This window comes from Psychromonas sp. MME1, from assembly GCF_041080865.1.
Taxonomy (GTDB): Bacteria; Pseudomonadota; Gammaproteobacteria; order Enterobacterales; family Psychromonadaceae; genus Psychromonas.
The window spans coordinates 559264-581685 of sequence record NZ_CP160906.1 but is presented as its reverse complement, the minus strand read 5'-3'; the positions used below and the strand labels follow the sequence as shown (position 1 = coordinate 581685).

21 protein-coding genes and 1 pseudogene are annotated in these 22422 nt (G+C 39.5%); 6 read left to right on the top strand and 16 right to left on the bottom strand.

Going from position 1 to position 22422, the window contains the following annotated elements; all coding sequences use genetic code 11:
• Position 1: 1 nt before the first annotated feature.
• The 4 genes and pseudogenes from surA to AB2N10_RS02835 all read left to right on the top strand — a co-directional run bounded on the left by surA (position 2) and on the right by AB2N10_RS02835 (position 3964).
• The gene (gene surA, locus AB2N10_RS02850; RefSeq protein ID WP_369434279.1) at positions 2-1324 is read left to right on the top strand and encodes a peptidylprolyl isomerase SurA; all 1323 of its coding nucleotides are present in this window, start codon (positions 2-4) and stop codon (positions 1322-1324) included.
• Positions 1321-2316 (top strand): 4-hydroxythreonine-4-phosphate dehydrogenase PdxA, encoded by a 996-nt coding sequence (pdxA, locus tag AB2N10_RS02845; protein ID WP_354625042.1) that lies wholly within the window; start codon positions 1321-1323, stop codon positions 2314-2316. The genes surA and pdxA overlap by 4 nt, the downstream gene beginning before the upstream one ends.
• A gap of 11 nt (positions 2317-2327) precedes the next feature.
• Positions 2328-3139: pseudogene (gene rsmA, locus AB2N10_RS02840) on the top strand (16S rRNA (adenine(1518)-N(6)/adenine(1519)-N(6))-dimethyltransferase RsmA).
• Positions 3140-3964 carry a symmetrical bis(5'-nucleosyl)-tetraphosphatase gene (locus AB2N10_RS02835; RefSeq protein WP_354625040.1) on the top strand — a complete coding sequence of 275 codons (825 nt, stop codon included), beginning with the start codon at positions 3140-3142 and terminating at the stop codon, positions 3962-3964.
• Positions 3965-4078: 114 nt separating this feature from the next.
• Here AB2N10_RS02835 and AB2N10_RS02830 read toward each other — a convergent pair whose 3' ends face one another.
• The 3 genes from AB2N10_RS02830 to folA are packed head-to-tail and all read right to left on the bottom strand — an operon-like array spanning position 4079 to position 5888.
• On the bottom strand, positions 4079-4939 hold the full coding sequence (locus AB2N10_RS02830; protein ID WP_369434278.1) for a diguanylate cyclase: 861 nt from the start codon (positions 4937-4939) through the stop codon (positions 4079-4081).
• Complete coding sequence (locus tag AB2N10_RS02825; RefSeq protein WP_369434277.1) at positions 4908-5345, bottom strand: response regulator; 438 nt, start codon at positions 5343-5345, stop codon at positions 4908-4910. Before AB2N10_RS02825 ends, AB2N10_RS02830 begins: the two co-directional genes overlap by 32 nt.
• 51 nt (positions 5346-5396) lie before the next feature.
• On the bottom strand, positions 5397-5888 hold the full coding sequence (folA, locus tag AB2N10_RS02820) for a type 3 dihydrofolate reductase (protein WP_354625038.1): 492 nt from the start codon (positions 5886-5888) through the stop codon (positions 5397-5399).
• 232 nt (positions 5889-6120) lie between these two features.
• On the opposite strand from folA, the gene AB2N10_RS02815 reads away from it, so the two are divergent.
• Positions 6121-7110 carry a DUF2333 family protein gene (locus AB2N10_RS02815; RefSeq protein ID WP_354625037.1) on the top strand — a complete coding sequence of 330 codons (990 nt, stop codon included), beginning with the start codon at positions 6121-6123 and terminating at the stop codon, positions 7108-7110.
• 55 nt (positions 7111-7165) lie between these two features.
• Here the strand turns inward: AB2N10_RS02815 and AB2N10_RS02810 are convergent, their stop codons facing one another.
• From AB2N10_RS02810 to carA, 6 genes are all read right to left on the bottom strand, one after another.
• Entirely contained in the window at positions 7166-7510 is a 345-nt protein-coding gene (locus AB2N10_RS02810) for a PBPRA1643 family SWIM/SEC-C metal-binding motif protein (protein ID WP_354625036.1), read from the bottom strand.
• A gap of 64 nt (positions 7511-7574) precedes the next feature.
• Positions 7575-8039, bottom strand: coding sequence for a threonine/serine exporter family protein (locus tag AB2N10_RS02805; protein WP_354625307.1), 465 nt, complete (start codon positions 8037-8039; stop codon positions 7575-7577).
• Positions 8039-8815 (bottom strand): threonine/serine exporter ThrE family protein, encoded by a 777-nt coding sequence (locus tag AB2N10_RS02800; RefSeq protein WP_369434276.1) that lies wholly within the window; start codon positions 8813-8815, stop codon positions 8039-8041. The genes AB2N10_RS02805 and AB2N10_RS02800 overlap by 1 nt, the downstream gene beginning before the upstream one ends.
• Before the next feature lie 87 nt (positions 8816-8902).
• Entirely contained in the window at positions 8903-9859 is a 957-nt protein-coding gene (locus AB2N10_RS02795) for a hypothetical protein (protein ID WP_354625034.1), read from the bottom strand.
• A 189-nt stretch (positions 9860-10048) separates the two neighbouring features.
• Entirely contained in the window at positions 10049-13279 is a 3231-nt protein-coding gene (carB, locus tag AB2N10_RS02790) for a carbamoyl-phosphate synthase large subunit (protein ID WP_369434275.1), read from the bottom strand.
• Positions 13280-13320: 41 nt separating this feature from the next.
• Complete coding sequence (carA, locus tag AB2N10_RS02785; protein ID WP_369434274.1) at positions 13321-14457, bottom strand: glutamine-hydrolyzing carbamoyl-phosphate synthase small subunit; 1137 nt, start codon at positions 14455-14457, stop codon at positions 13321-13323.
• Between the two features lie 435 nt (positions 14458-14892).
• On the opposite strand from carA, the gene AB2N10_RS02780 reads away from it, so the two are divergent.
• Positions 14893-16350 carry an aminoacyl-histidine dipeptidase gene (locus AB2N10_RS02780; RefSeq protein WP_354625031.1) on the top strand — a complete coding sequence of 486 codons (1458 nt, stop codon included), beginning with the start codon at positions 14893-14895 and terminating at the stop codon, positions 16348-16350.
• Positions 16351-16537: 187 nt separating this feature from the next.
• Here the strand turns inward: AB2N10_RS02780 and AB2N10_RS02775 are convergent, their stop codons facing one another.
• The 7 genes from AB2N10_RS02775 to fabF form a co-directional block, all read right to left on the bottom strand.
• Positions 16538-17320: a YchF/TatD family DNA exonuclease gene (locus AB2N10_RS02775; RefSeq protein WP_354625030.1), complete on the bottom strand. Its 783-nt coding sequence runs from the start codon at positions 17318-17320 to the stop codon at positions 16538-16540.
• Positions 17310-18344 (bottom strand): DNA polymerase III subunit delta', encoded by a 1035-nt coding sequence (gene holB, locus AB2N10_RS02770; protein WP_354625029.1) that lies wholly within the window; start codon positions 18342-18344, stop codon positions 17310-17312. The genes AB2N10_RS02775 and holB overlap by 11 nt, the downstream gene beginning before the upstream one ends.
• Positions 18337-19002 (bottom strand): dTMP kinase, encoded by a 666-nt coding sequence (tmk, locus tag AB2N10_RS02765; RefSeq protein WP_354625028.1) that lies wholly within the window; start codon positions 19000-19002, stop codon positions 18337-18339. The genes holB and tmk overlap by 8 nt, the downstream gene beginning before the upstream one ends.
• Positions 19003-19006: 4 nt before the next feature.
• Positions 19007-19408 carry an endolytic transglycosylase MltG gene (gene mltG, locus AB2N10_RS02760; protein ID WP_369434273.1) on the bottom strand — a complete coding sequence of 134 codons (402 nt, stop codon included), beginning with the start codon at positions 19406-19408 and terminating at the stop codon, positions 19007-19009.
• Positions 19392-20009: an endolytic transglycosylase MltG gene (locus tag AB2N10_RS02755; protein WP_369434272.1), complete on the bottom strand. Its 618-nt coding sequence runs from the start codon at positions 20007-20009 to the stop codon at positions 19392-19394. Before AB2N10_RS02755 ends, mltG begins: the two co-directional genes overlap by 17 nt.
• Entirely contained in the window at positions 19999-20835 is an 837-nt protein-coding gene (gene pabC, locus AB2N10_RS02750; RefSeq protein WP_354625026.1) for an aminodeoxychorismate lyase, read from the bottom strand. The genes AB2N10_RS02755 and pabC overlap by 11 nt, the downstream gene beginning before the upstream one ends.
• Before the next feature lie 109 nt (positions 20836-20944).
• Positions 20945-22186, bottom strand: a complete 1242-nt coding sequence (gene fabF / locus AB2N10_RS02745; RefSeq protein WP_354625025.1) for a beta-ketoacyl-ACP synthase II — start codon at positions 22184-22186, stop codon at positions 20945-20947.
• Positions 22187-22422: the final 236 nt, after the last annotated feature.

The following is a 22422-nucleotide window of genomic DNA, read 5'->3' as shown; positions in this document are numbered from 1 at the left end:
AATGAAAATAATAAAAAATTTAGCTTTAGCATTATCTTGCTCAATATTAACCATTCCTGCTGTTTTAGCCAAGGAAGTACAAGTCGATCGCATTGAAGCTATTGTTAATCAAGAGGTCATTTTAGAAAGTGATGTTAAACGCATGCGCTTATCTGTTCATAAGCATTATAAAAATGAACAAGCCGCGATGCCCTCTGATCAAGAATTACAAAAACAAATTATAGATAAGCTGATTGATGATCGCTTGCAACTGCAAATTGCCGAACGTATCGGCCTACGTATCAATGATGCTCAACTTGACCAAACTATCCAAGAAATAACAAAGGAACAAGGGCTGACAGTCGCACAATTACAGGCAAAGCTCGAAAAGGAAGGTGAAAGTTATAGCGCTTTTGTTGATGATGTTCGTCAAGAGTTAACGATCAATGAAGTTCGTCAAATGCAGGTTCGCCGTCGAATTAATATTTCAGATCAAGAAGTAAACCAAATGGTTGAAAAACTTAACGAGCATGGAGAAAAAAATACGCAATTTAAATTTGTTCATATTATGCTACGAATGAGCTCAAATGCTTCCGTTGAGGAAGAAAAAACGCTCACCAAACAAGCTAATGAGTTGATCTCTCGCATTAAAAATGGCGAAGATATGTCCAACCTTGCGGTGAAATATTCACAGGGACCGAGAGCGCTCGAAGGGGGACATTGGGACTGGCGAACAATTAATGAAATTCCAACTCTATTTGCTGATTCCTTTGATGATATTAAAACCAAAAAAGGCAATATTATCGGCCCCATTCGCAGTAATATGGGGTTACATATCATTGAAGTTGTCGATAAAAAAGGTTCATCTAATGTTATTACCACCGAGGTTAATGCTCGTCATATCTTAATTAAATCCAATATCATTCTCAGTGATGAAAAAGCTAAGGAGCTGTTAACTCAATACCGTCAGGAAATTATTGATGGTAAAGCAAGCTTTGCCCAATTAGCCAGAGAGTATTCACAGGATCCAGGGTCAGCAATCAAAGGAGGAGATCTAGGTTGGTCTGATCCAAGTATGTATGTTCCTGAGTTTAGAGATTTAGCATTATCACTACCGATTGACAAGATCAGTCAACCCTTTAAAACAATGCATGGCTGGCATATTCTTGAAGTAATGAATAGACGAGATTCTGACACCACAGAACAAGCGACCAAACAAAAAGCCTACTCAATTATATATAGACAACGCTTCCCTGCCGAAGCCGCCGTTTGGCTCAATGAATTACGTGAAGAAGCTTATATAAAAATTATGGATCCAGATTATATGATTAAGGCTGTAAAATGATTAATCGTATCGTCATTACCGCAGGAGAGCCAAGCGGCATTGGCCCAGATTTAATTTTACAACTGGCTCAACAAGCGTGGCCAGTACAATTAGTTATTTGTACTGACAAAGCGTTATTAATAGACCGTGCCAAGGCTCTTAATGTAGATGTTAAGTTAATTGATTATGACGCAAATCAAGCAGCATATGCATCACAGCAAGGAACATTGACCGTTGCCCATATAGGCTTAGCAGCAAGATCATTACCCGGTCAACTTAACGTAGAAAATGGACAATTTGTTTTAGATACACTCACATTTGCGAGTCAAGGCTGTTTATCAGGTGAATTTTCCGCGGTAGTGACTGCACCTGTTCATAAAGGAATCATCAATGATGCAGGTTTCTCCTTTAGCGGCCACACCGAATTTTTTGCTGAGCAAGCTGATGTGGATCTTGTAGTTATGATGCTTGCCACTACAGGGCTAAAAGTCGCATTAGTTACCACTCACTTACCATTGAAAGATGTACCTAATGCCATCACCGAAACACGTCTATCTGAAGTAATTACTATTTTAGATGCAGAATTAAAACAAAAATATGGGATTGATAATCCACGAATATACGTCTGTGGATTAAATCCTCACGCCGGTGAAAGTGGACACATGGGTAGAGAAGAGATCGATACCATCATTCCAACATTGGATAAATTACGCAGAAAAAATATAGATTTAGTTGGACCTTTACCCGCAGATACACTTTTTCAAGAAAAATATCTGCAGGATGCTGATGCCGTTTTGGCTATGTATCATGATCAAGGTTTACCTGTTTTAAAATATAAAGGCTTTGGCAAATCGGTCAATATTACCCTAGGACTCCCGTTTATTCGAACATCTGTCGACCATGGTACAGCGTTAGATCTTGCTGGAACAGGCCAAGCTGATGCTGGTAGCCTCTTGTGTGCGGTCAATGAAGCAATCACAATGAGTCACAGTCAACAAAAAGATAAAAGTTAAGGCATATAAATATGAATGACAAAACCCATTTAGGGCATACGGCGCGAAAACGTTTCGGGCAAAACTTCTTACATGATGATTATATTATTGATTCGATTGTTGCAGCCATTGCCCCACAGGCTGATGATAATATCGTCGAAATTGGCCCCGGTTTAGGCGCATTAACCGAACCTGTTGCCGCTAAAGTCAACTGCTTAAATGTGGTCGAACTCGACCGTGATCTGGCGATTAGACTTGAACAACACCCTATATTAAGCAAAAAATTAAAAATTACCCAAGCAGATGCGATGCAATTCGATTTTGGCCAACTTGCCCAAGAGGGTAAACAATTGCGCGTCTTTGGTAATCTACCCTATAACATATCAACACCATTAATGTTTCATCTTTTTGAGTATGCCAATAAAATAAAAGATATGCATTTTATGCTACAAAAAGAAGTGGTTAACCGTCTTTGTGCGGGTCCAAATAGCAAGGCATACGGTCGTCTAACCGTTATGGCTCAATATTACTGCCGTATTATTCCCGTACTTGAAGTGCCACCGACAGCGTTTAAACCAGCCCCAAAAGTTGATTCAGCAGTAGTGCGTCTTGAGCCCTACGACACACCACCTTTCATCGCTAATAGCATGAAAACACTCAATCAAGTCTGTTCTATGGCCTTTAATCAACGTCGTAAAACTATTCGCAACTGCCTGCGCGACATACTCTCGGTGAACAGATGCAGGAGATAGGTATTGACGCAACGAAACGTGCGGAAAATATTAGCGTTGAAGAGTATGTAAAAATCGCTAATTATGTTAATGATTTAAAAGCAGGGCAATAGATGGCCACCTATATTATTGGTGATATCCAAGGTTGCTATGATGAACTAAAGTCTTTACTTAAACTGGTTCAGTTTTCACCTAAACAAGATGAGCTTTGGATAACGGGTGATATTATAGCTCGCGGACCTAAGTCATTAAAAACATTACGTTTTATTAAAAACCTTGGCCCTTGTGCCAAGGTGGTATTAGGCAATCATGACCTACATTTACTGGCAATTGATCAAGGCATTCATAGCAGTAATAAGAAAGATAAACTATCTGGATTATTAAAAGCGCATGACCGTAATGAACTACTAAATTGGTTGCGTATGCAGCCTCTCTTGCTTCGTCACCCTGAATTTAACTTCATCATGGTGCACGCGGGTATTTCACCACAATGGACGCTCACAGAAGCTGAACAACTGGCACAGGAAGTTGAGCAGCAATTACGTAGTGACCATTACCCACAATTTCTAAAAGAGATGTATGGTAATCAACCACAAAGCTGGTCACCGGATCTACAGGGAATTGACCGCTTACGTTTTGCAGTTAATGTATTTACACGTATGCGCTACTGTTTTGCAGATGGCTCCTTAGACTTTGGCTGTAAACTAGCCCCACAACAAATAGAGGATAAGAATCAACTTGTTCCTTGGTTTGAGGTAGAAACTTTAGATAAACGCTGTGAAATCGTTTTTGGTCATTGGGCTGCGCTATTAGGTAAAACCAATAAACCCGGAATTTATGGCTTAGATACAGGCTGTGTTTGGGGGAATAGTTTAACCATGCTGCGCTGGCAAGATAAAAAAATATTTTCTCTCTCTTGCCCAGTCTATAGTAGCTAATACCTTTAATTAGATAACCTATTTATGGGGCAGTTGAGTATTGCGATCATTGATTGCTGTAACTATCCCCATGTCACCTCAAATACTTTATCATCTAGAAGTAGCATGGGAATACTACTGACCTAAAACAACTTGATTACGACCATTTTCTTTAGCCCGATAGAGTCCTTTATCGGCAACATTTAGCGCATCTTCTACCGTATTTATCCTACCAATATAAACACCTATACTGGAAGTCACTTTCAATGAATGCCCATCAGATAAAATAAACGCTTGATCTTCTATCTGTTTACGCAAATTTTCAAAACGCTGCAATGCTTGCTCTGGAGAATGTTCGGGCAATAAAAAGCAAAACTCTTCACCACCATAACGCGCAACTACATCACCATCAGCAAATTCATTACGGAGTATCACGCCTAATTTTTTTAGCACTAGATCACCAGCATCATGCCCGTAGGTATCATTTATTTTTTTAAAAAAATCGATATCTAAAATAGCAACTGCAGCCCTTTTACCATCTTTTTTCTGCTTGATATACTCTTTACTTTGCTCGAAAAAGTAGCGACGATTATATAATCCAGTTAAATAATCACAGCGAGCTAAGTACTGTAATTCACTAATATGTTCAAGTAGCTCCATATTTTGATTGATGCGACAAAAGAACTCTTCTTCTAAAAAAGGTTTGTTAATAAAGTCACTACCACCTATTTTTAAAAAATGGGCTGAAAGCTTGTTATTACCATATGTTGACATACCTATAATTGCCAAATCTTGGCTACTGTAGAGTTGGCGAATATGTTTGGTTAGCTCAACGCCATCCATATTAGGCATATTGAAATCAGTTAACACTAAGCTGATCGAAGGATTGTCTTTCAATATGTGTAGCGCTTCAACGCCATCCTCTGCTTCGAGTACATTAAACTGATAAATAGATAGGAGATGTTTAATATAGCCTCGAACAGATCTTTGAGTCATCAACGATTAATATCGTTTTAGTTTGATTGCGTAACAATTGCTTTAATAATGAAATAACATACTCAACATTCGCAGGCCCCTCCTTTAAAATATAATCCACCACCCCTTTTTTATAAATATTATCACGAAAGAGTTGATCTAATTTCCCGGTAAAGACTATCGAAGGAATGTTATGATCTAACACGTAATCGATAACTTCACCATTCGGTGCATCAGGCAAATTAACATCTAATAAACTAGCAAAAAATGTATGCCTATTTTCCGCTAATAATAATTTCAACTCATTAAAACTAGCCACAGCGATCACTTCGAACTGGTCTACAGATTCAATTTTGCGAGTTAACATACGGGTAAACATTTGACTATCTTCAACAACTAAAATGTATTTATTCGGCGTTTGTGTCATAAATACGTGACTCCTATTTGGCAATATCAATGCCATCAGCAATAAAAAATTTTATACGCTACGATTTAACGTCACAAATTGATAATTATAGTTGTTTTTGTCGTCTGCAACGTGTATTTCACGCTCAGTTTCAATCCAAGTTGCATTTTTCATATAATCAGGAAAACAGGTGTCGCCTGTAACATCTAAATCGATAAAAGTCAGATATAGACGATGCGCTTTAGATAAAAATTGCTCATAGATAGTCGCCCCACCAATGATCATGACTTCCGGCTCATCTTTTACTAGTGCTAACGCTTGTTGTAACGTTTGCACGCAAGTGACCCCTTCAATATCAAGGCCTTTATCACGGCTCAAAACGATGTTGAGCCTCCCTGGTAACGGACGACCAATGGAGAGAAAAGTTTTGCGTCCCATAATAATTGGTTTACCTAGGGTTATACGTTTGAAAAATTGTAAATCAGCGGGTAAATGCCAAGGCATTTTATTATCTAAACCGATCACACGATTGTTCGCCATTGCCGCTATCATCGAAATAATCATATCAATCCTTATTTTTTATCATTGCCCCATTGCCAATAGAGACATTAACGCACACTTGGCATTTGGTTTGGTATTGATAACAGGTTACCATAAAAAAGGAGTAATTCTCTCTGTATCAATACTTTTTACTCTAAAAACCAATGGATACTGGCATAAAATTATATAGCTGAATATACTGCAGAGATTAATTTTTTAACAAATATTTTATTGCCCTCAATGGCAGGAGTTAATAATGACAATTCCATCTAAAAAGACCATCTTAACCACTTTACTCGTTTTAGTATTTTTACTCTGGCTAGTCTCGATTTGGGAGAGCTGGATGCCAGAAAGTTATGATGTCAGCATTCGAGCCAATGCCATTGCCAAAGAACAAAATCATGAAGTCGTAACAGGTTACACAACAACCACGACGTTAATTGATATGGCAAGCTGGTTACTCGACAAGCCTGGCGGTTTTTTATCTAATGATATTACGCCTCCTTCCGTATTTATGGATAATATGCCCTCCTTTGAATATGGTGTATTGGAGCAGGTACGTGATTTAGCATTAGCAATGCGCTTAGACTTTAGCCGCTCACAGTCACAGTCAACGGGTGATAAAGATTTAGAAATCGCACAAAGTAAACTTAACATATCACATAAAAACTGGATGCTACCCAGTGCTGAGAGTGAGTATGCAAATGCAATTAAAGCCCTTAAACGTTATCGCATAAGATTAGTCTCACACAATGAAAAAGATGCGCAATTTTACACTCGTGCTGATAACTTGAATGAATGGCTCAGAGAAGTAGATAAACGATTAGGCTCTATCTCCCACCGATTGAGTGCTAGCGTAGGACAAGATAGATTTAATTTAGAATTAGCCGGTGATTCAACAGCTAAACAAGCGACAAAAACTGCTGATGAGGAGATGGTGAAAACACCGTGGTTACAAATTGATAATGTGTTTTATGAAAGTCGTGGTGCTGCGTGGGCTATTTTACATTTTTTAAAAGCCGTAGAAGTTGATTTTGAAGATGTGCTGAAAAAGAAAAATGCATTAGTGAGCCTTAAGCAGATTATTCGAGACCTTGAGGCAACGCAGGAAATGGTTTGGAGCCCAATGATTTTAAACGGTAGTGGTTTTGGCTTACTGGCGAACCATTCATTAGTGATGGCAAATTATATATCGCGTGCTAATGCAGCACTCATTGATTTACGCGCTTTACTCACGCAAGGTTAATCAATAACAGGTAAAGTTTTAAAGCCGTAAAAAATAACGGCTTTAAAACTCAATATCATTCAGCTGATGCACAGCACTTTTTATACTTTTTACCGCTTCCACAGCTGCATGGATCATTACGATTAGGCTTTTTCGCAAACGTGATTGTGCTGGGTTTATTTAGTACACCTTGTAACTCTATAATATTTTCAGCAACATCACTATTAACTTCAATATTAGCAAAAAGCCCATGCTGCTCAACAATTCCCAGTACTTCTTGTCGACGGTTTTCACTATTAACAGTCAGTGTCAATGGTGACTCTTCTGTTCCTATTTTAACAACACGTTTTGTATTAAAACCATAACTTGCATGTTTTGGTTTTTTTTCTTTTCTACCTTTAAAAAAGAACTTGTCTGACATGGTCAATCCTGCTGAGAAATAAATAAGCGCGAAGCTTACACTAAAATAGAAACAATGTATTAATTTAAACGATAGGTCGTCCACGATAAATCAGTATTGAAGGAATCGCTAATCCAAAACTTAATGCCCCTAAAATAAATAAAGTACGTAAACCATTTTCTACAACCACCTGCATTAATTGTAAACTGTAGCCCAATGTATGTAATTCAAAAATACCAACCAGTGTCGTAAATCCGAAACTACCGGGAATCATTGGAATGACCGAAGCCACAGTAAATACAGGACGAGGGATTAAACGTTTTCTTGACCAATATAAGCCTAAAAAACCCATACTCGTCGAAGCCACTAAGGTAGCCCACTCGATAGGGATGCCAAAATGCATCAGTAAAAAACGTAAACTGTGTGCAAAAGCCCCGCCAATGGCACAATAAACAAGCATTTTTTGGGGAACATTAAAAACCATCGCAAATCCCACGGCGGGAATACTAGCCATCAAAGCATCAAGCAAAAAAAATGTTAATAATTCCATCATGCTATCCACCCCGATACGCCTGTGATTGACATAGAGGCAATAATGCCTAGAGAAACACTAATCATTAATAATGTTGCAAAAACCCAACGCGCAATCCCGGTGCCAATGTGCCCTTTAAGCATGTCCGATGCAGCGTTGATTAATGGAAATCCAGGAACAAATAAGAGGACAGAAGCGGCCATCGCGAGTTCCGGTTTCGCACCAATTTGATAAATAGCACCGAGACTAGCAATCGTCGTTGCTAAAAATGCGCTTAATGCAAAATTGACAAAGGGGTTATGGTGACGATGGGCCAACTCTTGACGCAGTGTCATTGCACAGGCAGAGGCAATAAATGTGGTGATGTAGACAGGTAGGTCACCACCGAAAAAATAACTAAAACTAGAGCAGGAAAAACCAATCATAACCACCACAGCCCAGCGGTTATATTTATAGGGTTCTAAACGAGCTAAACGCTCCTTAACCTCTTTTGCATTTAATAACTGTTTTTCTAACATTACACAAATACGTAAAACTTCGCAAACCATGTGCATATTAATACCGCGATCATAGCAACGGCGCGTGGTTGTTATGCAGTTGCCTTCAAATAAGCTAGTAATAACAATCGCATCACTACTAACAGAAAGCTCAATACTTTGCGCCCCTAAGGCGACACCAATCCGTTGCGTAATTTGCTCAACAAGCCGGCTTTCAGCACCATGTTGAAGTAAAATTTGCCCCGCTTTAACCGCAATGCGCGTTAACTCGGTTTGTCCTTCACGGGTTAAGTTCATTATATTCCCTTACGATGAAAATCACGCTTACATTAAATGATAAATATTGTAAAAAGGAGACTTTGTTTCATAAAAAATAATACCAAATTATAATTGAGACTCAGCAAGTTTTAAATCTAATGTTGCTTTGAGTAACTTAAATAATAAAATAGCCGCATCAATTTCCTCTTTACGATTGGTTAAACTCTCAATATTTAGCCCGAGTGGAATATCAAGGGGTAAGCAAGCTTGTAAAATTTGCTCGAAATTATTACGGCTGATGAGTAACGACTCCTTGAGAGGGTTCTCTGCTTGTAAAATACGCAGACTGGTCGCTTCAGGCACCGAAATCCCTAGCCATTCAATAAACTCTAATGTCTTAGCACTGCCACAGGGTGAGAAAGTTAAAATAACACGTTTAGGCGGTATACCTAGACTCTTACATTGCATTGCGTAACGGGTAAGAAGATCAATCGTTGCCTGAGCATTATAAACCGCTTGCGAGATAAAAAATTCACATCCTTGATGCTCCTTTTCAATCATACGTATATGTTCATTGCCCTTACTCAAATGGCGTTCAGCAATCGTCACCCCACCGAGATGAAACTCAGAACGATGCGCTTTTAATGTTTGATAGGCATCATTTAATGAAAGTTTAATCTCACCTTCAGAAGATGGGCTACCAACCAACACAATGTCTCGAACCGAAAACTGATGCCATGCATCCGATAACCAGCGAGAAAAATCTGCTGCATCACGTTGAGAAACACTTTTATAGGTGATCACTGGCTTATCTGATTTATCATGTAATAATTTTGAATATAATCTTGAATCGTGCGTGTATTTAAAAGGAAATGGTCTCGGTTTTTCGATGCGAGATGTTTCATCTTGAATGTCATAAACAATCAACCCGTCATAATCAATGCATTCTAAACGTTGCAATAGTTTATCTGCGATACCCGAAACCAATTCGATGTCTGTATCTTGTTTCGGTGGAGTGGTTCCTATGAAGTAGACCCCTAGTTTTGGATCGCTGGATTTACTTTTTAATATCGACTTATACATAAAGGCTACTCTAAACTGACAGATGAAATTAGATCCTAAAATTGTCGCATATCTATAGCACAAATGAAATCAACTTGTTGCCATCAAAAATATTTTTTGATGGTTATAACAATTGATATATAAATCACAGATAAAAAAAAGGCTACCCACTGCTGGATAGCCTTTTCACGATTAAGTGATTAAAGAATATTAACCAATAATACGTTGATGTAACTCTTGTACTGAATTAACCGTTGCTTCATCCGCCGTTGGATCGGCAAGATGTGCTTGACACGTTGCAAATGCACCACTTAGCGTAGTGGTGTAATTTACTTTATAACGTAAAGCAGCACGACGAAGTTGACGCGAATCCTCAATAGCAATACGCCCTTCAGTTGTATTTACCATATAAGTATACTCACCATTTTTAGTACGGTCTAAAAGATGTGGTCTGCCTTCATGTACTTTCTTAACAGTACGTACATAAATACCGGCATCTTTAAGTACTTCAGCAGTCCCTTCAGTGGCATCAATTGCATAACCTAAATCTATCAGCTTCAATGCAAGTTTAGCAACACGGGCTTTATCGCTGTTACGAACAGAAAGTAACGCTCGACCGATTGTCGGCACATCTTTAATCGATGCCAGTTCGGCTTTTGCATAAGCCTCAGCAAAACTATCACCCGCTCCCATCACTTCGCCAGTACTGCGCATTTCAGGGCCTAAAATTGGATCTGAGCCAGGGAATTTATTAAAGGGTAAGACCACCTCTTTTACTGAATAATAAGGTGGTACAACTTCTTTTGTAATACCTAACTCTTTGAGTGTTTTGCCAGCCATTACGCTCGCACCAATTTTGGCAATGGGTACGCCTGTTGCCTTAGAAACAAAAGGAACAGTACGCGCTGCGCGTGGATTCACCTCAATCATGTAAATAGTGTCGTCTTTAACGGCTAATTGCGTATTCATTAAGCCAACCACACCTAATTCTAATGCTAAGTGATGAATATAACCGCGCATCTCATCTTGAATTTCTGCACTTAATGTATAAGCAGGCAAGGAACAAGCGGAGTCACCTGAGTGCACGCCAGCCTGTTCGATATGCTCCATAATCCCACCGATGACCACATCGGTACCATCACAGATAGCATCAATATCGACTTCGATAGCATCATCTAAGAAACGATCCAGTAATACAGGCGACTCATTAGAAACACTAACCGCTTCTTTAAAGTAGCGACGTAAATCAACTTCGTCATAAACGATTTCCATGGCACGACCACCCAATACATAGGAAGGGCGAACAACCAAGGGATAGCCAATTTCTTTTGCTGAAGCAACCGCTTGATCAAGCGTTGTCACCGTATCATTCTCAGGCTGTCTTAGACCTAAACGCTCAACAACTTGTTGGAAACGCTCACGATCTTCAGCTCGGTCAATAGCTTCTGGTGAAGTACCAATAATAGGTACACCAGCCGCTTCAAGTGCACGCGCTAATTTAAGTGGTGTTTGACCACCGTATTGCACGATCACACCTTTAGGATTTTCAACACGTACTATCTCTAATACATCTTCAAGGGTAATAGATTCAAAATAGAGACGATCCGATGTATCAAAATCGGTGGAAACCGTTTCAGGATTACAGTTAACCATAATCGTTTCATAGCCGTCTGCACGCAGCGCTTGAGCAGCATGTACACAACAGTAATCAAATTCAATACCTTGGCCGATACGGTTAGGGCCACCACCAATGATCATGATTTTTTCATTGTCAGTAGGGTTCGCTTCACACTCTTCATCATAGGTAGAGTACATGTAAGCTGTATCCGAAGAAAATTCAGCAGCACAGGTATCCACACGCTTGTAAACAGGATGTAGTACAAAACGCTCACGCAACTTACGTATTTCGGTTTCAGAAACACCAACCACTTTTGCGATACGACTATCGGCAAAACCTTTACGTTTGAGACGTTTTAATAATGTCTCATCCAGTAAACGTAACCCACCTTCAGACAATTTCTTCTCTTCATTAATCAGATCTTCAATTTGTACTAAGAACCAATTATCAATCATTGTGATATTATGGATTTCATCCATAGTCATGCCTAAACGGAATGCATCACCGATGTACCAAATACGTTCAGCACCCGCTTCGCGTAGCTCATATAATACTTTATCTTTTGCATCGGGATCATTAAGGTCAACCATCGGGCTGAAACCATCAGCACCAACTTCTAAACCACGTAGTGCTTTTTGCAGTGATTCCTGCTGGTTACGACCGATAGCCATAACCTCACCAACAGACTTCATTTGCGTTGTTAAACGGTCATTAGAATTGGCAAATTTTTCAAAATTGAAACGTGGAATTTTAGTAACAACGTAGTCGATAGTGGGCTCAAAAGATGCTGGCGTTTTGCCACCAGTAATATCATTTTGTAACTCATCAAGAGTATAACCGATGGCAAGTTTTGCCGCGATGCGAGCAATAGGGAAGCCCGTTGCTTTTGATGCTAATGCAGAAGAACGAGATACACGAGGATTCATCTCAATTAACACCATGCGGCCATCAGCAGGGTTAATACCAAACTGAACGTTTGAACCACCCGTTTCAACACCAATTTCACGTAATACCGCTAAGGAAGCATTACGCATTAATTGATACTCTTTATCCGTTAATGTTTGTGCAGGGGCAACCGTAATAGAGTCGCCCGTATGGATACCCATTGGGTCAAAGTTTTCAATAGAACAAACAATAATACAGTTATCGTTTTTATCTCGAACCACTTCCATCTCATACTCTTTCCAACCGATTAAAGATTCATCGATTAGCAATTCAGAAGTAGGAGAAAGATTTAGGCCATTTGAACAGATATCATCAAATTCTTCCTTGTTATAGGCGATACCGCCACCGGTTCCACCCATCGTAAAAGAAGGGCGAATAATACAAGGAAAACCAACCATATCTAAAACTTTGTAGGCCTCATCCATTGAATGGGCAATACCAGCTCGTGGACACTCAAGGCCTATTTTTTTCATTGCTTCATCGAAACGGCTACGATCTTCTGCTTTATCGATAGCATCGGCTGTTGCACCAATCATTTCAACATTATATTTAGCTAAAACACCTTTAGCTTCAAGTTCTAACGCACAGTTAAGTGCAGTCTGTCCACCCATCGTTGGCAGAACAGCACAGGGACGTTCTTTTGCGATAATTTTTTCAACAACTTGCCAATGAATAGGCTCAATGTAAGTTGCATCAGCCATCTCTGGATCGGTCATAATCGTTGCAGGGTTGGAATTAACCAATACAACACGATAGCCTTCTTCTTTTAAGGCTTTACATGCTTGAGCACCTGAGTAATCAAACTCACAGGCTTGGCCGATAACAATCGGCCCCGCACCAATAATTAGGATGGTTTTTAAATCATTACGTTTTGGCATCTGAAATTACCTTTCTATTCTGGTTCTATGTATCCGATTAACTAGGCGTTTTTGTACTGTTCGATCAAATCAATGAAGTGATCAAATAATGGTGCTGCATCGTGTGGACCCGGGCTTGCTTCTGGATGCCCTTGGAAACTAAATGCCGCTTTATCGGTACGATGTATGCCTTGTAGTGAACCATCAAACAATGATACATGCGTTGCACGTAAGTTTGCAGGTAATGTCGCTTCATCAGCAGCAAAACCATGGTTTTGACTGGTGATCATAACAACGCCACGATCTAAATCTTTTACTGGATGGTTAGCACCATGATGGCCAAATTTCATTTTCAGAGTTTTCGCACCACTTGCCAAAGCAAGTAATTGATGGCCTAAACAGATACCAAAAACGGGAATAGCCGTTTTTAAAATCTCTTGAATCGCAGTAATTGCATAGGTACAAGGTTCAGGATCGCCAGGGCCGTTGGATAAAAAGATACCATCAGGATTAAGTGCAAGTACATCGGCAGCGGAAGTTTGTGCTGGAACAACGGTAATGCGGCAACCACGGTCAGCTAGCATACGTAAAATATTACGCTTAACACCGTAATCGAATGCAACAACATGGTATTTAGCATCAATAATATCTGCAGGCAAACCACCCGTTAACGTCCAACTACCCTGTGCCCATTGATATATTTTATCCGTAGTCACTTCTTTCGCTAAATCCATTCCTTTTAGGCCTGGAAATGCTTTGGCTTGAGCTAACGCAAGCGCTTCATCAATATTTTCCCCTGCAATAATGCAACCTGACTGCGCCCCTTTCTCACGTAAAATACGCGTTAACTTACGTGTATCGATTTCAGCAATACCAACAACATTATGCGCTTTCAGATAATCGCTCAATGATGCTTGACTGCGGAAATTACTAGCGAGTAAGGGAAGATCTCTGATAATTAATCCACAAGCATGGATAGATGATGATTCTTCATCTTCATCATTGGTACCAGTGTTGCCGACATGGGGGTAAGTTAAAGTAACGATTTGACGTGCGTAGGATGGATCAGTAAGAATTTCTTGGTAACCCGTCATTGACGTGTTAAAAACAACCTCACCAACAGAATTCCCATCAGCGCCGATTGAAACACCTTTAAACACTGTTCCATCTTCCAATACCAATATGGCGGAATGACTCAAGATAACCTCCGTGAAAACAAAAAATAAATTTTATGTATCTGATGAAGGCATGCAAAGCATTTTTCACCAGATATCATAAATTTTGGCAAATTCGCGACAGTTTATAGATCTTACGCACAATTGACCAATCAATTTTTAATTTTCGTAAAAAAATCTTAAACGAGGTAAAAATTCTATGAGTTATTAACTAAGAAAAGACGTTAATTAATGTTAATGTAGCAGGTAAAGTTGGAATAAGCATAACGAGCAAAAAACCTAAAAAATAACGAATTGAGTATGGGTCTTTAAAATTATCTTCTGACACTGTCGATTCCTTTAGAAAATTGATAAAATATTGCACTTGATTCTATATCAATTAATTCTACCTTTAAATATCTCATTGAAACACCGATAAAATTTATGGATATTCATTTTTCATCAACATAAGGCCTATCTATGCAACAATTACAAAAAACTAAAGCTGCGCCATTGTGGTCATTTTTTCTTAACATCTGTGCGATTCCACACCCATCTAAACATGAACAAGCGTTAGCCACTTGGATTATCGATTGGGCTGCAAAAAATAATATCACATGTAAACAGGACACTATCGGGAATTTAATTTTATCTAAGCCTGCCAGCACAGGGTATGAAAATAAAACGCCAGTTATTCTGCAAGCACACTTAGATATGGTTCCACAAAAAAACAGACAAACAGAACATAATTTTTTAACAGATCCGATTAAAACCATTATTGATGGGGAATGGTTACACGCCGATAACACAACACTAGGTGCCGATAACGGCATCGGTATGGCTTCTTGCCTCGCCGTATTAGCAGACGACAATATTCAGCACGGCCCACTCGAAGTACTATTAACAACCGATGAAGAGACCGGTATGACTGGAGCTTTTGGTTTACAGTCAGAGTCTCTAAAGGGCAAAATTCTAATCAATACTGATTCAGAGCAAGAGGGAGAACTCTATGTAGGCTGTGCAGGGGGTATCAATGTTAATATATCGCTAGCCTATGAAAAAATGGAGTCAGAGCCAACGGCAAAAGCATTTGAAATCACATTAGGCGGGCTAAAGGGAGGCCATTCCGGTTGTGATATTCATTTAGACCGTGGTAATGCGATTAAAATATTAGCCGACCAATTCGTTAATTTCGATGCCATTCCATTTAATCTCGCTTCCTTTGAAGGAGGTAGTTTACGCAATGCGATTCCTCGTGAAGCCAGTGCTGTAATTGTTTGTGATGAACAATATCAAAATAGCCTTGAGATTATTATTAATAGTTTACAGGCATCACTAACCAATCAATATCAACACAGTGATGAAGATATTCAATTATCGATTTCATCCATTGATTTGCCTGCATCGGTACTAACCCATGAAAGTCAGGATAACTTATTAAATAGCTTGCGAAATTGTGACAATGGCGTATTTACTATGGATCAAAACTTTGCCAATGTTGTACAAACCTCATCGAATTTAGGGGTCATTAAACAAAGCCATAACAATCACCAATTTTTCGATATTCAGGTATTAGTTCGTTCACAAATAGAAACTGAAAAATACGCACTTGCTGATAAAATCACACAACAATTTAAATCTGATACAGCTCAAGTAACACAGGAGGGCAACTACCCGGGTTGGACTCCGAATAAAAAATCGCTTATTTATAAAGTAATGGAAGAGCAATACCTTGCGCTATTTAATCGCACACCGAAAACAATGGTCATTCATGCTGGACTAGAGTGTGGTTTATTTAGCGATAAATATCCTCACTGGGATATGATCTCCTTCGGTCCCACGATTAAATTTCCACACAGTCCTGCAGAAAAAGTACATATTAATAGCGTAGATAACTACTGGCAGCTACTTTTAGCGACGTTAAAAGCGCTAGACTAACAGTATTAGTTGGTAGTAACTAAATCTTAAAGCAAAACGTTCAAAGGGGTGTTTCTCCCTTTGAACGAAACATATTTGAGTGATTTTTATTAATTCAAAGCAATGAATAAATAGCACAAAATAGAGATGCTTAAGGGATTTTCAGAGAATCGAGGAGGATAATTTCAACGACTTCCTTCTAAAAATTCTAATTACACTGCTTAGCGGTTGCAAATAACCTAAAGTAATTTTGTGTTGTTACTTGTGCTAGTTCTGCTAAAGAGATGCCCTTTAAATTAGCGACAAATCCTGCGACATCGCGCGTATAGGCAGGTTCATTCTCTTGTCCACGGTGTGGCACCGGAGCTAAGTAGGGGGAATCGGTCTCCACTAACAAACGATCCAGTGGGATAGCCTTGATCACAGCTTGTAGCGCCTTTGCATTTTTAAAGGTAACAATGCCAGAAACCGAGATATAAAAGCCCAACTCCATTGCAGTTTGTGCCATCTGTAGCGATTCGGTAAAGCAGTGTAAAACCCCTCCAACCTCTGCAGCCCCCTCTTCTTGCAAAATAGCTAAGGTCTCTTCACGAGCGTCTCGTGTATGTATAATCAAAGGTTTATTGACCGCACGAGCAACCCGTATATGACAACGAAAAGAACTTATCTGTGCTTCTTTGTTATCGGGCGAATAGTAATAATCGAGCCCCGTTTCACCTATCGCGACTACTTTTTCATCTTGGGCATATTTTAAGAGTAATGCCTCATCAACTACTTCATCTTGATGCAGTGGATGCATCCCCACTGAGCTGGAAATATTTGCAAAAGGGGCAACCAATTCCGCCATTGCTGGATATTTTTTCAATTCCACACAAACACTCAAGAGATGATTAACCCCCTGCGCTTGCGCTTTGCTGACCACATCGGCAAGATCTTTATGTCTATTTTTATAATCTAAACCATCGAGATGGCAATGAGAATCAACCAACATAATCGGGCTCCATAAATTCATTTTTTATTTTTATTAACAATGCATTGATAAGTAACTCTTTCTTCACCGCTGCATGTGATACAAGTAAGTGACGCGTATGCAATATTTCATTATTTATATAACGCAAGCTTTTCAAACTAATTTGTCGCTGCCATATTTGTAATTGGGGCAACGCAAAGCTGTAAATAGCATCATGGTCAAGTGCTGAATCAAGTAGTTTTAATTTATGTAGATCATGGAAAAGGTGAAATAACAGTTGTAGACGTGACTCAACTGCTTCAGCCAAATAGTGACTAAATGTAAATAGCGTGTCAGGTTGATTTAATAGTGCAAAGATACCCTCGATGCAATTTTTACGTTCATCCTCACTCTGCCCAGTTTCAATATTGCGCAGATGATTTAACAATGCTAATGGACTATTTTGAAATAAGCGTAACAGACCAATATCGTCAACCATATAGCCCAACTCGGCTAACCAAGCTAACAGAGTCACATCATCGGGCGTATGGATATGCGTATGTTGCACGCGACTAAGCAGCGTTGGCATCAGTTGATGATGCGTACGAGCGAGCAAAATCAAGTAACTATTCCCCTGCGGCTCTTCCAATGTTTTCAGTAACGCATTCGCAGCTGAGGACGTTAACAAATGCGCATCTTTAATAATAACGACCTTATTTTCACCAAGATGGGGGCGTTCATTCAAGGATGCGATGAGACCTCTGACTTGCTCAATACCGATGGAGTTATTTTCATTGTGTAGAAAATGAAAATCTAAATGATTATGTGCTAAAAAAAGCTTACAAGAATGACAAGCTTGGCAGGCTCCATGGGCCTGTTTATCACTACAAAGTAAGTACTGCGCTAAATTTTTCGCCTGCTTAAATTTACCCACGCCCGCACTACCAGTGAACAATAAACCGTGAGCAAAACGCCCGCTTTGGTAGGTATTTATTAATTGCAGGAAAGCAGGGGTTAACCAAGAAGTGGAAACCAAATCAAATTGATTATTCACTGTTTCAATCATAGTCAGAGAGGCTCGTTAACCAGTTATCCAACTGTAAGAAAATGGCTTTTTCGACCAATTCAGGCGTTTGACTCGCATCAATGCGGTAAGCGCTTGGATCGTTATCAACTAAAGCGTTAAAAACGTCGCGTGTTCGTTGAAAAAAATCAAGCGCTTGTCGCTCAATACGATCTAATTCACCACGCCCTTTTGCGCGACTTAAACCAAGTTCTGGGTCAATATCTAAATAGAGGGTAAAATCCGCTTCAAAATCACCTAGGGCAACCTGTTTAATCTCTTTAATTAGCTGTAAATCAATGCCTCGCCCACCACCTTGATAGGCAAGTGATGAATAATTATGACGATCACCAATCACTACTTTTCCTTCTGCCAAAGCCGGTTTAATCAAATGCTCAACAAGCTGCACTCGCGCAGCGTACATCAGCAGTAGCTCGGCTTTATCGTCAAGCAATTCACCATCGATATCCATTTTGACAATATCACGGATTTTTTCAGCAAGCTCAGTGCCACCGGGTTCGCGAGTATAAACTATTTTATTCTCAGGGATATTTTGTAAAGCCAACCATTTCGCAACATAATTAATGGCAGTGGTCTTTCCAGCGCCTTCAAGACCTTCAATCACAATAAATTTATTGGCTAACTTATCTAACGTTGACATAATTTTATTTCCCTAAAATATATTTTTGTACTGCCCTATTATGCTCAACCAAATTCTTTGAAAAGTAAGAATTACCATCCCCTTTACTCACAAAATATAAATAATTAGTTTTGGCTGGATGTAATGCGGCGTATAACGCTGCTTCGCTTGACATAGCAATAGGAGTTGGCGGTAAGCCATCTATTCGGTAGGTATTATAAGGCGTATTTTCTTGTAGATCTTTTTTGCGTATACGTCCGTTATATCTATCTCCCATGCCATAAATAACCGTAGGATCAGTTTGTAATCGCATCCGTTTATTAATTCGATTAATAAAGACCGAAGCAATTTTGTCACGATCTGCTGCTAATGCACTCTCTTTTTCGATGATCGAAGCCAAAATCAAGGCTTCATAGGGTGTTTTCAATGGTAAATTTGGGTCCCCGTTTTGCTGCCCACAATTTATCAAGCACAGACAACTGCTTTTGATAAGCGGTTTCAATAATGTTATAGGCGCTCATCGAAGCGGTATAATGGTAAGTTTCCGGAAAAAGTAACCCTTCCAGTTTGCTGTATGGACTACCAAGCATTGCTAATATTTGCTGTTCATTTTTTTCTATTGGATTGAGCATTTCGGCATTATTTAATATAGCTACCCACTCTTTAAAGGTACTACCTTCAACAAAAGTAACTTTAAATTGATATTCCACACCTCTATTGACAATAGCAAGAATATCTTCAATCGTTGCCCCCTCGTTAAACTGATAAGTGCCAGATTTAATATCGGTCAACTGCGGATGTAATTTGCCAATCACTTTCCATAATAACAAATCACTCACTAAACCTTGCGTTTTCAGGTGATTACCCAGTTTCGAATAATTACTGCCACTATTAACAGTGAATAACATAGTTTTATCAATGCGTGGTTGCGAAAAATATTCATCTAACTTTTTTTGTGCATAATATAAAGCGGTGAACAATAAGCTCAATAATACAAGTAAGGCTAGGCCGGTTCTTTTACAAGACATCTAATTGTTCTCTTTGATTTAATAAATTTTGCAAAGTAAGGACAGCGACTAACCCTTCCTTCGGATAAACATGATCTTGCAGTTGGCGCACCGCAACGATCCCCATCAACGCATTAGTAATGCATAATCCCTGCGCGTTGAATAATTCATCTACCCGTAGATGCGTCTCTTTAATAGCTATCCCCGATTGCTGCGCAGCATCTAGAATCTGTTGACGTTTAACACCAGCCACTCCACTGGTCTCGAGTTTCGGAGTCAGCCATTGATCATTTAAATAAACGAATACGTTGGCACTGCAGGCCTCTACGACATAGCCGTCATTATCACAGACAATGCCTTCTAATGCCTGCAAAGTTTCCAGTTCGTGTTTAATGAGTATTTGTTCAAGACGATTTAGGGTTTTTATACCAGCGAGTTGGCCGCTACTGGCTAATCTCTGTTGGCATAACTCAATGTTGATCCCTTGCTGCTGCCATGACAAATAAAAATCGGGAAAGGGGTGGCAAGAAACAATACGCAACGGTGTATCACAACCACGACTACTATAGCCTCTACCACCAGAGCCACGCGTCAATATCACTTTAATGACAGCGAGGGAGTTCCCTGAAAGCGTTTTAGCCAAGGTCATAACTTCCTGTTCAAGTAAAAACCAATCAACAACGGGGAAAAATAGACGTTCGGCACCTCGCTTAAAGCGCGCAAGGTGATAATCCCATAGCTGCACAGCACCGTGCTCAACTTTAATTGTCGAAAAGAGCCCGTCACCATAGGCAAGACCACGATCCGTTGCCGCAATTTGATTATTTTCTATTCCATTAATTAACATATTTCACTTTCTTCACATATAAAAAAACCCGACCATGAAATCGGGTTTTTATTATATACCTAAATTACTTAGAAATGCAGTTCAGCTTCAGAGTAACACAGCCAATAGATTAAACGCGTTTAAAAATCAGAGTACCGTTAGTACCACCAAAACCAAAGGAGTTAGATAGTACATATTCGATATCTGCTGGACGAGCTTTACCATCGGTCACATAATCTAGATCACAACCTTCACTTGGATTTTGCAAATTAATCGTTGGTGGCGCAACTTGGTCACGCAATGCTAGCACACTAAAAATAGCTTCGATGGCACCAGCTGCACCTAACAAGTGACCTGTCATCGATTTAGTTGAGCTCATCATCACTTCATTGGCTCGATCACCCCAGATACTTTTAACAGCCTGCGTTTCTGCGATATCTCCAGCAGGCGTTGACGTACCATGGGCATTAATATATTGAATATCAGTTGCGGCGATATTGGCATCTTTAATCGCATTTTTCATTGATAATGCTGCACCTGCTCCACTTTCTGGTGGTGATGTCATATGGTAAGCATCGCCACTCATACCAAAACCAACAAGTTCTGCATAAATTTTTGCACCACGCGCTTTGGCATGCTCATACTCTTCGAGTACTAATACACCCGCGCCATCCCCTAACACAAAACCATCACGATCTTTATCCCAAGGACGACTCGCTGTTTCAGGTGAATCATTACGCGTTGACAAGGCGCGAGCTGAGGCAAATCCCCCCATGCTTAATTCGCTTGAAGCTTTTTCAGCACCGCCCGCTAACATAGCGTCTGCATCACCATATTGGATCATACGTGCAGCCATACCGATACTGTGTGTTCCCGTTGTACAAGCCGTTGTTATCGCAATGTTAGGCCCTTTTAAGCCTTTATTAATTGAAACATGGCCAGAGATCATGTTGATAATCGTTGCAGGTACAAAAAATGGGCTTATTTTACGCGGACCACTTTTTTCGAAATTACGTACATTGTTTTCAATCGTGGTGATACCACCAATACCCGAACCGATGGCGACACCGATTCGCTCGGCATTATCATCATTGATGATTAGCCCAGAATCCTGTAAAGCTTGCTCCGCTGAGGCAACACCATATTGGATAAATTCATCCATTTTACGGGCTTCTTTACGTGGCATATAATCTTCAACATTGAAGTTTTTGACTAATCCAGCAAATTTTGTAGAGAATTTTTCTGTATCAAAATGGTCAATATTAGAAATGCCACTTTGTCCAGCTTGTACTGCTTGCCATGATTCTTCCACCGTATTACCTACGGGTGATAGCATCCCCAAGCCAGTTATTACAACTCTTCGCTTTGACACGATGATCCCTCCTGATTAGGATTATTTAAACTAAATCAATTATCACCATAATAATGCTGATTCATACCAATTAACATAATATTACGGTCATAGCTTGTTGAGGAAAAATGATAGAGAGCAAGGCGCATGATTGAGTAATAGCTCGCTATTACGATTGAATGCAATGCTGTTATCTATTATTTTAACCAACGAAATAGGTCAGATACTTATACGGATTGGTATTAGTTACTTTAATC